Origin of the sequence: Rheinheimera maricola, from assembly GCF_016918075.2 — a bacterium.
Classification (GTDB): Bacteria; Pseudomonadota; Gammaproteobacteria; order Enterobacterales; family Alteromonadaceae; genus Alishewanella; species Alishewanella maricola_A.
Window position 1 is genome coordinate 23,283 of the sequence record NZ_JAERPS020000011.1, and the last position, 12,403, is coordinate 35,685.

A 12,403-nucleotide genomic window follows, 5' to 3' on the forward strand; every position below is an offset into this window, starting at 1 on the left:
AAGAGCATTATGACAACTATTTCCTGTACCGTAGATTTAATTGAAGCCCTTACCCCTACCGTAAACCGCGTACTGTTAACGCCAGCACAAGCGGTAAGCTTTAGCAGTGGCCAGTATTTGCAACTGTGCTTAAGCGACAGCGACAAACGGCCATTTTCTATTGCCAGTACGCCAGGCCAGCGCCAACTAGAACTGCATATCGGCGGTAGCGTAGCCGACCAATATGCCAGCCAGGCACTGGCGCACCTGTTGCAGCAACATCAGCTACAACAACCGGTGCAAGCTGACATTGGCTTGGGTAATGCGCACTTTCGCGCCGACAGCGAGCGGCCACTGATTTTATTGGCCGGCGGTACCGGCTTTTCCTACGTGTACAGCATTGCGCAAACTATCGCCGCCGCCAAGTTAGACCGGCCGGTGTTTGTCTATTGGGGGGTACGCGAGCAAGCCGCGCTGTACCACAACAGCGTTATGCAGCAGTGGGCGGCGCAAAACAGTAAATATCGTTTTATTCCGGTGGTACAGCAACCCGATCAAAGCTGGCAGGGCCGCAGCGGCATGGTGCATGAAGCCGTGTTGGCAGATTTTGTCTCACTAGAGGCTTACGATATTTACGTTGCCGGCCCCTTTGCTATGGCTGGCGTAGTGCGCAATGCCTTTATTGAACAGGGCGCGCACCGCGAGCATATGTTCGCCGATGCGTTTGCTTATATTTGATACATGCTGTTTGATAGAAAAACGCCCGTTGAGGGCGTTTTTGCTTACTGCAGCGCGCTACTACATAAACTGCTGCTTCATCTCTGTTGCCGGGGCATAATTTTTTGCTATCGCTTGCTCCAGTAACTGCATACCTTGTTCACGCTGGCCGTCGATAATCATGCGCGTACCGGTCCAGGCCATCACTTCGGCATGTTGCTGTTGCAGCAGGTAGTCTTCCCACTGAGCATCATATGCGGCCATCAGCCTCTGTGCGTCTGCGCTGCCATTTTTTGCTGCTTGCTCCCACCAAAACAGGCCGGACATAGCGCGTGACACGCGAATTTCCGGAGTTACCCGTACTTTTGTCGCACCATCAGCAGATAAGCGCGCCAGGGCATATGTCTCGGCCTCAACTTTGCCTTTAAGCTTTCGTCCGACAAGATTGGTTAATTCAGCGTTATCCTCAAACCGGGTTTTAATCTGTTCGGTAATAGTACCGTCTTTTGCAACACGCACTGTCGCGTAACCCCAGAACCCGTCTAATTCGGCACGCAGTGCAGCACGTTTATCGAATATGCTGAAATCAGGCTGCACCGCCAAGGGTAATTTGGGGTCGAATACAAAGTGATTCGGACTTTGCACGGCAATAAGAGCCAGTACCGTACCCAGCGTAAATTGATATTGTGGTGCGCCAGCCGCGGCATAATCCCACAATTTATGTTTATTCATTATTCTTTGTACTTCTGACAGCCGGACACCACCATCTAATGAATAATCGAGCCTGATATTCATGATGTGTTTTTTTCCGCTGGCGGCATAACGCCATTGTTTTACTGCTTTTACCGCGCTGGCTTCAAATACTTTTTCCGGATAAGTGTCCAGGGTATCGATTGCGGTAACGCTACCTTGCTCATTGACTAAAAACCGCAGCTTCACATAGCCAAACTGACCATTTAACGCCGCACTCCTGGGGTATTTCGGATACGTTCGCTCAATAGGTTCCGGCGAATCGGCATCCAGCGACTTATCTAACGCAGTTGGCTTAATAGCAACAACACGTTTTAGCTGCTCAAGCTGCTGGTTTGCTTGCTCTAACTGTTGCTCAGTGGCTTGCTTAACCAACGCGGGCAGCAACTCTGCGGCTTTCTCATAGCGCAGTTCTGCCGCTAGCATAAAATAAGCCAATGCCTGAGTCAGGTTTGCCGGCTGCCCCTCGCCCTGGTAAGCCATAGCGCCCAGGTTAAATGCGGCCAGCTCATTACCCAAAGGTAATAGCTCAGCAAACTGTTGCTGTGCCTCGGCGTAGTGCTTATTTTCATATGATTTCAACGCATCTAACATATCAGCTTGCGCAACTGAACAGCCAAGCAGGGCCAACCATAGCCACTTTTTCATGTCGTCTCCTTTGCCTTTATATATTTAGGTACAACTTAATAGCTAAGCGTAATTTTTGCAAATTTGTTTTATATATGTAACTGCGCTCAACGCAGTCAGCGTCTGGTTTGGCCAGTGAATCTATGCCACAATCACGGCACCTGATTTACACACAAAGGCCTAACATGACACACAAAACCGTAATTAAAGTACGTGGTTATCATTTAGACATTTATCAGCATGTGAACAACGCCCGCTATTTAGAGTTCCTTGAAGAAGCCCGTTGGGGTTATTTGGAAGACAGCGGCGACATTGACTGGTTTGCCCAACACGGTTTGGCCTGGGTTATTGTAAATATTAATATTAACTACCGGGTGGCCGCCACCATGGGCGATACGCTGGACGTGTTTACCCGTTTTAGCAAAGTAGGCGGCAAAAGCGCCGTGGTAACGCAAGAAGTGCGCATAGCCGGCAAAGATGCTATCGCCGCCGATGCCCAGGTAACCTTTGTTTGTCTGGATCAGAAAACCGGCAAAGCAGTGGCAATTGAAGGTGAGCTGAAGGCGCGTTTAGAGCAGCATATTGCTGATAGCTAATTCGCGCTAATCTTAGGGTCATAAAATGAGTAAACCGGATTCTAATCTTAATTTCTCCGTGCTATTTGAGCGTGTCCTTGGCTATTGGCCGGGACTTATTGATGTGGCGCAGTTAAAAGTCCAAGAGAGCCGCCCTGAGCTGTATACGGTGATTGGCTTAGGAAAGCTGGGGGATTCGATAGCGGAAGAACTCAACAGCGAGATCGATGCCGTACTTGCAGTTAATCTGTGTGATGCACTTGCATCAACTATTCGTTCAGCTGCGTTCTTCTGCACGGAAATTAAGCCAGGATTGTTGCGCCCAAGTACAGTGCGAGAAAACTTTGAGAAGCGGCTCCACAGAGCCGCAACAGTTTCAGATCTTGGGTGGAGTGACGACGATATTTTGCTGGTACAGCGATACTTTCTGGTGAATAAAAACTAATCGAAGCTAGTCGGGTCACAACATATTAAATCTCTGCTACCACCCATTGGCAGATAAACCATGTAACTAATGCTCGTAAGCAGACCGAGAGGATTCAATGGGGTCGCGTCTTGACTTTTGCCTCTGCTGAGAGCAAAAGCCAAGATTTGAACCCTGGGAATCAAAAGGGTCAGTTTCATTGATTTTACGCCATTAGCGTGGACTTCAGAAATCTGACCCACATGGCCGTGTATACGTCGGCGACGAGCTGGTAGCCGAATACAACGCCAGCGGTGCTTTGCTAAACCGCTACATTCATGGCGCCGGCACCGACGACCCGTTAGTGTGGTACACCGGCACTGGCACCAGCAATAAGCGCTACCTGTTAGCCGATGAACGCGGCTCTATTGTCAGTGAAACCAACGCCACAGGCGGTGTAGTAACCACCCACCGCTACGGCCCCTATGGCGAGCCGATAAACCAAAGCGCCTCACGCTTTAGATACACCGGCCAAATCCTGATACCCGGCACCGAGCTTTACCACTACAAAGCCCGGGTATATCATCCAAAGCTCGGCCGCTTTATGCAAACCGACCCGATAGGCTACGAAGATGGCATGAATTGGTATGCCTATGGCGGCAATGATCCGGTTAATAAGGTTGACCCAAGTGGTTTATGCGGAAAGTATAAAACCGACAGAGGCTGTGGTGGGTATAAAATTGACGGAGATGTGTCTGATCTTAACGATTCAGGACGCATGCGTGACAGGTATTCGTCGCGGCAAGCTAATGGTAAAGTATACCCAACCAAAATGCGTGCTTGCAATCAGCCACAATGTTTGATGCGTGGTTTACAAAATGAAGAAAACCACGCCTATGCTGAAGCCAAAGGTTTAGAAGTATTAGCTGATGCCGCAACAGGGACTGCGATGATTGCCAGTGCTGGTGCACCTATTGCAATTGGTTTTCGAAATTTAGCGTTGGCCTCAAGGTTTTCGGAGGTAGGGTTACTTGCGGGCTTGGGCAGTATTTTAACGAATTCGCAACCAACAGGCGCTGATTATGCAGGTCTAGGAGTTCAGGGATCTTTTTATGCTCTCGACAAGACAGTTGTACCAATGTTGCCTGTTCAGTATCGAGTGCCTATTACGCTATCGCTAGAAACCGCAAATCAAGGCAGCGCCTGGTTATTTAGACAAGCAAGTAATAATGCTAGAGGTCAATAATGAACGATACAACAAAGCATGGGATTTGTGATGCGCATGCTATCAAAATACTTAGAAATCCTTTTAATAGAACAGTTCTATTTTCTGTAACAATAGCTTTTGCATTGCTGCCTTGGGTTTTTCCAATCAATAATATAGGTTTATTATTAGGTACATGCTTGTGCGCGGCAGTGTGGATAAAAAGCAAAACATTAAGTTTTCTTTTTTCGAAAAACCGATATTTTTTTAAGACTTTTTTGGTGCTGCATGGGATTATAATTGTTTTTATTTGTATATCAGCATTTTTTGGTTACAAATTTATGTATATTTTTGTTCTAATTGCTATGATTTTTTACAATGTAATTCTTGCAGATGTATGGAGGGAGCTTCAAGTTCAGTACAGTGTCGATGAGAACGATTTATTTCATAAAGATTAATAAGGAATCAATAGGGTCAGGTTCATTGATTTTACGCCCTTAGCGGGCTAGTTTTTATCAGGGAATCAATAGGGTCAGGTTCTGAGGGATCCCCACGAATTTAGCCCTCGCATTCAATGTTGTAACTTGCCGTGTTCAGCAAGTGCCTACAGTGGCGCAAGGTATTGCGCCACTGTGCTGTTGTAAGTATCACCTGCTTAGCCATCGCTCTTAACCCTAGCGTTTGAAACGACAAGACACGTTTATCCCGATAGCTGTTTGCCTGGAACCGGCGTTGCTGATTGGTTATGGTGTAAGTAATCAAAGGGGGTCAGGTTCTGAGGGATCCCCACGAAATCTTGGTCTCATATAATGCTGTAACTGGTGGTGTCGAGTAAATGCATGCAGCGCTTCAACGTGTTGCGCCACGAACCTTGGGGTCGCGTCTTGATTTTTGCCTTTGCTAAGTGACAAAAGCCAAGATTTGACCCCAGGCGGCGCCTAGCCGGCACTACCTTAAGCCATAGGCCGGTTGAACAGCAGTACCTTAAACGGCAGCAAAACCACCTTTTTATACGACGGCGACGAGCTGGTAGCCGAATACAACGCCAGCGGTGCTTTGCTAAACCGCTACATTCATGGCGCCGGCACCGACGACCCGTTAGTGTGGTACACCGGCACTGGCACCAGCAATAAGCGCTACCTGTTAGCCGATGAACGCGGCTCTATTGTCAGTGAAACCAACGCCACAGGCGGTGTAGTAACCACCCACCGCTACGGCCCTTATGGCGAGCCGATAAACCAAAGCGCTTCACGCTTTAGGTACACCGGGCAAATACTGATACCCGGCACCGAGCTTTACCACTACAAAGCACGGGTATATCATCCAAAGCTCGGCCGCTTTATGCAAACCGACCCGATAGGCTACGAAGATGGCATGAACTGGTATGCCTATGGCGGCAATGATCCGGTTAACTTAGTTGATCCGGATGGTCGGCGAGGACTGCCGATACTTATACCTCGGCCGCTTACCCCGGTTGGGCCTAACATACCCGGTCGTCCAGGAATCCGTCGCATACTGGCAGTTCTCTGCCAGTGCCAGATATTTCTACAATAACGACCAGCCCAATTACTACAATTGCAGCAGCATTAATCCAAAATGCGCTAGGGAAAGATGATGTCACCGATCGGTCACAGGGCTCAGGAACAAGTGAGGAAGTACAAGATTTCAAAGATGACTTGAATACTATTTCAAAACCGCAAAGTGATAAATCTAAAATTAGAGTTCTGAAACCTGGAGTGACGGTAGCTGAATTACTGGACAAAGCTCCGGGAGTATTAGGTGATAATGGTCGAAAGCAGACTGAAAACGGAGACATTGGAACGCATGGTTCCTATTCAACCCCAAATGAGAATGGCCAAAATGTCGAAACACTAACAGTTCGGGAACGCAAAAATGTCTGGAAGTATAGAGAATCAAATTAATAATGTTTTAACTGATATTTTTAAATTGAAAATGTACCCTCAAAGTTTGGTTGTGCATTCAGATTTTGATTCTGCATTTCTGCTATCAGAATATTATTCGGCTCAAGAAAACTATATTGATCACTCTGTTTTCAGCAAGCTGAGAGATTTGTACATAAATGAAGCTGTTGAAATGTACTCCTTGGATGCGTATTTAAAAGGCGGCATTGGATTTGAAAAGATTTATGACGGTTATTTAAAATCTTTGGATGTTGATTCTGTATGTAGTAATAAGCAATCTTACAGCTTTATTATAAAATTCACTGCAGATAATTATATCGTAGGGCTGGATGAAGAAGTTGTCATATTTTTATCCCGAAAAAAATTTGGATTCATTGAACGCTTGGGAGGAAAGGGATATTTCGAGTCACTTTTTGAGAAGCAGCAGGGAATAGTATCAACCCCACTTGATTTAAAAACGATAGCACATTTAAAAGAAATCTTTTATCAGCGAACTTAAACCGAGATAAATGCAGAAACCTAGGGGTCGCGTCTTGCCATTTGCCTTTGCTGCGTAGCAAAAGCCAGGATTTGATCCCAGGTATAACTTAACCAGTGCCAGTAAAACCGGTACTAACCTAAGCCTGTATCTACTAGCTAAGGCGCCTCGCACAAGAAGGGCGCCTTACTTTTTGCCAAGCAACGCTGATTTTAAATCTTTGCCATTGCCATAGCCTGCAGCGATGGCTTTATCAAGCAACGCTACACCACGTTCAATATCGCCGTTAATAACAAGATCTGCGCCGTACCACGCCATCACTTCTGCATCTTCTTGTTCAATCAGGTAATCTCGCCAACGCTGATCGAACGAGCTCAGAATGCGTTGTGCTTCATAGTCACCATTTTTTGCTGCCTGGCGCCACCAGAAGATTTCGCTAAACATCTCCGGTATTGCTACAAACTGCTGATTGTCGTTCACACTCGCCGGAGTGCTGAATACAGACCAGTCCGGGTTTGCTGGATCTAACACGGCTGCAGGATCTACGGCGAGTTTATTAGGACTGTACTTTTTCAACAAACTCAAAAACGTACCTAAAGCTTCCTGGTGTTGCTGAGAACCTGCTATCGCATAGACCCAAAGGTTATGTTTTTCCAACTGCGCCAACAGTAATTGCGGCGTAATCCCCCCGCCACTGTCGAGTGTAAAGTCGAACTGTATAGTTCTTATGCCAGCTGTACCAACAGGCGCATATTCAAACTTCAGTAATGCCCGCTTTGCTTCTCTATCAAAAACTTTACGTGGAAAACTATCCAAAAAATCAACAACCTGGACCTTGCCATATGCATCTAGCAAAAAGCGCATTCGAACATAACCAGTAATACCGTAGCGGGCGGCACCCGACGGATACTTCGGAATAACAGTTGATATTGCCGCTGCCGGACTGGTTTCTGCTGTCATTCCACATTCAGCTACCAGACTTTCGTCGGCTTGTTTGTTGCAGGCCGTTAACGGCGGAATTTTTAACGATTGTTGCAAGCGCATGCTCAACTGTTCAGCCTGATGCAGCTGTTCTGCAGACAGCGTCTTACTTATCTTTTGTCTTAAGCTATCAGCCTCAACATGACCCAGATAACCGGCATAGGCAAAATAAGCAACCGCGGATACGTTGTCAGCTGACTGCCCCTGCCCCTGATATGCCATTGCAGCCAGATTAAATGCAGCCTGCGCATTACCTAGCGGTAACAACTTTTCAAAACCCGCTCTGGCAGTTGCATAATCAGCTTTTTCATAAGCTTGCATCGCTGCCAGCCAGTCTGCAGTAGCTAGAGCCGGCCAAAGTAGAATCAATGCTAACAACCAGCGCATAATCTTGTCCCTGAGTAACGACGATAGAAGAAATTACAGCGCAGTACAGTAATATAAAAAGTTAAAAACCTGAAATACATTATGTAAATAATGCCCGTTACCTGTAGTTTCTTGAGGAAGCACGCGGGGTTATTGAGCAGAATGTGGCGATTGAAGGCGAGCTGAAAGCGCGTTTAGAACAGCATATTGCTGAGACCTAGTTAGCGTTTACTATGCTTTTCCAGCGCCTGTTTAAGCAGGTCGCTGGTCTTTGCTTCATCACCGCACGGCACTACCGCGTTGGCGGCCATTAAGGCGTCAAAACCTTCTTTAGACGGATCTGCAAAGCGACACCCTCCTTTGACACGGATCAGCTGCAGGCCATTATCCAACTGGGCAAATACCTGCAGTGCAGGATCTGTGCTTAGCTGCTGATGGCGCTTTTCTACTGTCATTTTGGGCTGTTGCTGCGCCTGCAAAAACTGTTGATAACTTGCTGCAGCGGTTTGTTCAATCGTAACCGGGTCGACGGTTGCTGCCCGGCTTAACGCACGCTGTGCCAGGCTTTGTTGCGGCGCCGGCGCCACTTGCTCTGTTTGCTGTTTTGGTGTTTCGTCAGCAATATCAGCTAATGGCTTGGGGCCAACCGCAGTGCTGTTATCAATGCGTTGAGCAGGCGTTGTTACATTAGCGGATGCGGGCGCCGTTGTTGCCGCAGCCGGTGTGGTATCAGCGCTTATTTCAGGCGCTGGCGGTTGGTACAAATACGATACTATTGGCTTAGCAGCCGACGGCTTCGCCACCGGTGTAAAGCGGGTTTGTAGCACCGCAACCAGTAGCAGTGCATGAAGTAATAGCGCCAGCACCAGCGCACAGCCATAGGTCCTGAAAAAGGCTTTGGCCGAAAGAATTACACCTGACAAAAATAGCTGTCCCTGCTTTTGCTTTAGTCTGCGTCAGACCAGCGAGACAGCAATTAATTCAGTTTGCGCTTAAACAGAAGGCTAGCTGACGTTATCAGTACGGATTCTGTGGGCTGTATAACTGCGTGCTATAACCATCAAAACTCAACCGTATCGGGCTGACATTAGACAAATGTTGCTGCAACTGATAATGATTGCCTGGCACTAAGCGGTAACGCAATAAATCGCTGACTTGAACCGGTTGTCCACAGCGGGTTTGCTGATATTGCGTTTGTTGATCCGCGCGCACAATATAGACTTCATGCTCACCAAATATCTCAGTATTGCCAGAGCGTTCCACCCACATTGCCGTGCGTTCTGACACCGCTATGCCGGTTAGGTTTTGTGGTTGATGGTGCGCTAAAAACACCATAAGCCGCCCCATCCTATCGCGCTGCTTAAAATGCGTATCGGTAATGGTATTGGCCAGCATAGGTGCGGCTAAAAAGTCTGGGCTAAATTTAATGTTTTCATGACAAAAATCTTGCGCTACCTCGCTCGACACCGCGCTGCCCACACCATCTGGGTTGTACACTATACTACCAAGAATGGCATTGCCGGCAGAGGTACCGCCAATAATGGCGCCGCGGTTATAGGCATTATGCAGTGCTTGCTGTAAGGCGGTACCTTGCCAGTTAGCAATATATGTTGACTGATCACCACCGGCAAACCAGATAAACTCTGCCGAGCGCACGGCCCAGCGGACATATTCACTATTGGCTTTTTCTCTGCTGTCGACCAACAAGGTTTCTACCGACGCAGCCTGCAGCAAATGCCATAAATAATCGTTGTAGCCATCAGCGCCCTGAGTGCGCAGTACCAACACGTTGCCACCCTGAATATATGGCCGCACTTTATCAACAAATACACTGTCTACATCAGTGCTACCACCCATTAGAATTACGCCAGCACGTTCGGGAAACAAAGGCACACAAACATCTTCTGTATAACCAACGGCAAAACGCTGCAATACCGCCGGCTTAGCTGGCCTTGGGCCAAAGCCGCATTGTTCGGCATTGGCTGTCGCGTCTAACGTATTCTTACTCGCCTCATCTGGTCCTTGCTGCGTGCATCCAAATAACAACATCATGCCCAGCGCTAATATCGCTTTCATTGTAGCCCTACCTCTTAAACAAAAGCCTGTCGCCTAGCAGCGACAGGCTGTACTACAGCTTAACCGGCATCATGCCTAGTAAGGATTGCCCGGGTTGTAGAAACTGCCACTGCGACCGTCAATACTTAACCGTGTTGGGCTAACACTAGTACTGTTGTTCAGCAGGTTGTAACTTTGGCCCGGCAGTAATTTATAGCGCAGCAGGTTGTTAATAATAACGGGCTGGCCACAACTGGTTTGCTGGTACTGCGTTTGGCTGTCGGCACGCAGTACATACACTTCATTGGCGCCATCAACAACACCATTGCCATTTGCCGTAACAAACATCGATGTGGCTTCAGATATTGCCACCACCCGCCCGGTGCTGCCTAGCTTGGCTTGAAACACAGCAGAGCGCCCCATACGATCACGTTGCTCAAAGTGAGTGTCGGTAATAATGCCGTTTAACAGCGCTAGGTTAAGGAAATCATTGCTGATATTAACCGTCTCGTGGCAGAAGTCAGTTACCGCTTCTGAGCTAATCGCCCCCAGTACACCGTCCGGATCATAGATAAACTGGCCCAGCACATGGTTACCAGCAGAAGTTCCCCCTACTGCGCCGCCTTTGTTATAAACATGCAATAGCGCATCTTCAACTTTGGTGCCTTGCCATTGGTTGAGGTAATCAGACTGATCACCGCCGGCAATAAACACAAATTCTGCAGCACGAATTGCCCAATCGACATAATCGCTATTGGCTTTGGTGCGAGTGTTCACAATTAAGGTTTCTACCGATGCTGCGTTAGTTAATCCTTGCAGGTAACTGTTGTAGGCCGCTGTACCCGAGGTGCGCAATACCACGACATTGCCGCCTTTAATATGCGGTTTAATGCGATTGCTAAATGCCGCGTCAACATCTGCGCCACCGCCCATTAGCAACACAGCAGGTGTGGTTAAACTAACGCAAGTATCAGAGCTGCTACCCACTATCGTTGCCGTAAGGCCACCTGGTTTGGACGGCCTGGCACCGTAGCTACAGTTACCTGGTTCTGGCTCTGGTTCACCACCACCGCCGCTGCCTGAGCCATTAAAAGTAACAGACAATTGATAAGCGCCGCTACCGCTGTAGCGGGTCACCTTGATAAAATGCTGGCCAGCAGGTGAAGCGCTATAGGTACCACTTTCAGGATTAGAACTACTTTGGCCAGAGGCAATATAGCTACCGCTGGCACGATATAAAAACCAATCAAAATCGGCATTATTGCCGTGGCTTAGGCTAACACTGATATTACCGGTTGATGTGGTATCAAAGACGTACCAGTCGCTATCAGTGCGGCTGCCAATAGCCGCCTGCACCGCTACGCCGCTGCATAGTGGGCCATCCGCTCTGCTTTCGCTATTGTTGTTTTCGCTCTCTTGTTGCAAACAGGCCTGCGCATTGCCACATAGCAATAGCGCAACTACGCCTAATAGACTTAGTGCTTTCATTTTTACTTCCTGCTTATTGTAATGTTTTAGGAAAAAGGCCAAACGGCCACAGCATTTTGCTCAGCACAGTGCCGGGCAAAAAATTCTGGAGTTACGTGAAGGGGAAATTGCTACTCGTCGAACCACTCAGATAGGTGATAGTCTGTTGAACAGCCGTGCAGATTGGTAGGCCGGGCGACCCACTGCTGATTGTTTCCAGCGCTGCAAAAAAATGTTGGCATAACACAGCCACATGACAGTTCAATTACTAAACAATATTGTGCGAGATGCCAAATCTGTCAAGCAATTAAATGCCATTATGTAAAAAAAACCGACACGTACCTAATTTAACAAAATGCACCCACTAGGTTAAAAATTCGCTAAGTTGGTGCCAATGTTTAAGTTTTTCCTCAAACCCTAAGGCTGCATGTGCCGGGCTGGTGGAAGGCAGACACAGCAGGCTGATACCGGCAGGCATTGCTTGCTGTGGCAGGACATAGCGCTTAAAACTTTGCCAGGCTTTAGTGCCATTAAAGGCAATTAACGCCAAAGCGGGCTGGCTGGCAAAAAAGCCGCTAAAGTCGTTGGCTTGTTCAGCGCGGATAGCGCTATCTAAACTGCCAGTACGCTGGCACTGGGCGATGACATCCCACAGTGCGATACCGTGGGCGTTAAGCGCATTTAGTCGTTGGGCATAAGGTAGCGACGCTGAAACACCCGCCAGCTGTGCCATAATCGGCCAGAACATATTGCGTGGGTGAGCATAATACTGTTGCTGCAGCAATGAGGCCGCACCGGGCATGCTGCCGAGAATTAATATACGCGCATTGGGCTGCGCAACAGCGGCCAGCCCGGTTAACGGATTAGGTTGCATAACCC

The 12,403-nt window shown here is 48.0% G+C and carries 14 protein-coding genes; 8 read left to right on the forward strand and 6 right to left on the reverse strand.

The window, feature by feature from the left end; genetic code table 11:
• Positions 1–9: 9 nt before the first annotated feature.
• A complete protein-coding gene (gene fre / locus I4W93_RS19480) occupies positions 10–717 on the forward strand; it encodes an NAD(P)H-flavin reductase (protein WP_205313533.1) in 708 nt (235 codons plus the stop codon).
• 60 nt (positions 718–777) lie between these two features.
• Here fre and I4W93_RS19485 read toward each other — a convergent pair whose 3' ends face one another.
• Positions 778–2,094: a TonB family protein gene (locus I4W93_RS19485; RefSeq protein ID WP_205313532.1), complete on the reverse strand. Its 1,317-nt coding sequence runs from the start codon at positions 2,092–2,094 to the stop codon at positions 778–780.
• A 164-nt stretch (positions 2,095–2,258) separates the two neighbouring features.
• On the opposite strand from I4W93_RS19485, the gene I4W93_RS19490 reads away from it, so the two are divergent.
• The 7 genes from I4W93_RS19490 to I4W93_RS19520 all read left to right on the forward strand — a co-directional run bounded on the left by I4W93_RS19490 (position 2,259) and on the right by I4W93_RS19520 (position 6,676).
• A complete protein-coding gene (locus I4W93_RS19490; RefSeq protein ID WP_245217637.1) occupies positions 2,259–2,669 on the forward strand; it encodes an acyl-CoA thioesterase in 411 nt (136 codons plus the stop codon).
• Positions 2,670–2,694: 25 nt separating this feature from the next.
• Entirely contained in the window at positions 2,695–3,093 is a 399-nt protein-coding gene (locus tag I4W93_RS19495; RefSeq protein WP_205313530.1) for a hypothetical protein, read from the forward strand.
• A gap of 277 nt (positions 3,094–3,370) precedes the next feature.
• Positions 3,371–4,297 carry an RHS repeat-associated core domain-containing protein gene (locus I4W93_RS19500; protein ID WP_205313529.1) on the forward strand — a complete coding sequence of 309 codons (927 nt, stop codon included), beginning with the start codon at positions 3,371–3,373 and terminating at the stop codon, positions 4,295–4,297.
• Positions 4,297–4,713: a hypothetical protein gene (locus I4W93_RS19505; protein WP_205313528.1), complete on the forward strand. Its 417-nt coding sequence runs from the start codon at positions 4,297–4,299 to the stop codon at positions 4,711–4,713. Before I4W93_RS19500 ends, I4W93_RS19505 begins: the two co-directional genes overlap by 1 nt.
• A gap of 511 nt (positions 4,714–5,224) precedes the next feature.
• On the forward strand, positions 5,225–5,809 hold the full coding sequence (locus I4W93_RS19510; protein ID WP_205313527.1) for an RHS repeat-associated core domain-containing protein: 585 nt from the start codon (positions 5,225–5,227) through the stop codon (positions 5,807–5,809).
• Entirely contained in the window at positions 5,788–6,177 is a 390-nt protein-coding gene (locus I4W93_RS19515) for a hypothetical protein (protein ID WP_205313526.1), read from the forward strand. The genes I4W93_RS19510 and I4W93_RS19515 overlap by 22 nt, the downstream gene beginning before the upstream one ends.
• The gene (locus I4W93_RS19520; protein WP_205313525.1) at positions 6,149–6,676 is read left to right on the forward strand and encodes a hypothetical protein; all 528 of its coding nucleotides are present in this window, start codon (positions 6,149–6,151) and stop codon (positions 6,674–6,676) included. The genes I4W93_RS19515 and I4W93_RS19520 overlap by 29 nt, the downstream gene beginning before the upstream one ends.
• 165 nt (positions 6,677–6,841) lie before the next feature.
• On the opposite strand, the gene I4W93_RS19525 is transcribed toward I4W93_RS19520, so the two are convergent.
• The 5 genes from I4W93_RS19525 to I4W93_RS19545 form a co-directional block, all read right to left on the reverse strand.
• Positions 6,842–8,023, reverse strand: a complete 1,182-nt coding sequence (locus I4W93_RS19525) for a TonB family protein (protein WP_205313524.1) — start codon at positions 8,021–8,023, stop codon at positions 6,842–6,844.
• Positions 8,024–8,223: 200 nt separating this feature from the next.
• Complete coding sequence (locus I4W93_RS19530) at positions 8,224–8,925, reverse strand: hypothetical protein (RefSeq protein WP_205313523.1); 702 nt, start codon at positions 8,923–8,925, stop codon at positions 8,224–8,226.
• Between the two features lie 94 nt (positions 8,926–9,019).
• Positions 9,020–10,078: a cyanophycinase gene (locus tag I4W93_RS19535; RefSeq protein ID WP_205313522.1), complete on the reverse strand. Its 1,059-nt coding sequence runs from the start codon at positions 10,076–10,078 to the stop codon at positions 9,020–9,022.
• 75 nt (positions 10,079–10,153) lie between these two features.
• Complete coding sequence (locus I4W93_RS19540; protein WP_205313521.1) at positions 10,154–11,545, reverse strand: Type 1 glutamine amidotransferase-like domain-containing protein; 1,392 nt, start codon at positions 11,543–11,545, stop codon at positions 10,154–10,156.
• A gap of 343 nt (positions 11,546–11,888) precedes the next feature.
• Positions 11,889–12,398 (reverse strand): DNA-deoxyinosine glycosylase, encoded by a 510-nt coding sequence (locus I4W93_RS19545; RefSeq protein WP_205313520.1) that lies wholly within the window; start codon positions 12,396–12,398, stop codon positions 11,889–11,891.
• Between the last annotated feature and the right edge of the window lie 5 nt (positions 12,399–12,403).

Excerpts from the sequence above, each read along its gene's own strand:
- fre (WP_205313533.1), top strand. The coding sequence starts at position 10 with ATGACAACTATTTCCTGTACCGTAGATTTAATTGAAGCCCTTACCCCT.
- I4W93_RS19485 (WP_205313532.1), bottom strand. The coding sequence starts at position 2,094 with ATGAAAAAGTGGCTATGGTTGGCCCTGCTTGGCTGTTCAGTTGCGCAA.
- I4W93_RS19490 (WP_245217637.1), top strand. The coding sequence starts at position 2,259 with ATGACACACAAAACCGTAATTAAAGTACGTGGTTATCATTTAGACATT.
- I4W93_RS19495 (WP_205313530.1), top strand. The coding sequence starts at position 2,695 with ATGAGTAAACCGGATTCTAATCTTAATTTCTCCGTGCTATTTGAGCGT.
- I4W93_RS19505 (WP_205313528.1), top strand. The coding sequence starts at position 4,297 with ATGAACGATACAACAAAGCATGGGATTTGTGATGCGCATGCTATCAAA.
- I4W93_RS19520 (WP_205313525.1), top strand. The coding sequence starts at position 6,149 with ATGTCTGGAAGTATAGAGAATCAAATTAATAATGTTTTAACTGATATT.
- I4W93_RS19525 (WP_205313524.1), bottom strand. The coding sequence starts at position 8,023 with ATGCGCTGGTTGTTAGCATTGATTCTACTTTGGCCGGCTCTAGCTACT.
- I4W93_RS19535 (WP_205313522.1), bottom strand. The coding sequence starts at position 10,078 with ATGAAAGCGATATTAGCGCTGGGCATGATGTTGTTATTTGGATGCACG.
- I4W93_RS19540 (WP_205313521.1), bottom strand. The coding sequence starts at position 11,545 with ATGAAAGCACTAAGTCTATTAGGCGTAGTTGCGCTATTGCTATGTGGC.
- I4W93_RS19545 (WP_205313520.1), bottom strand. The coding sequence starts at position 12,398 with ATGCAACCTAATCCGTTAACCGGGCTGGCCGCTGTTGCGCAGCCCAAT.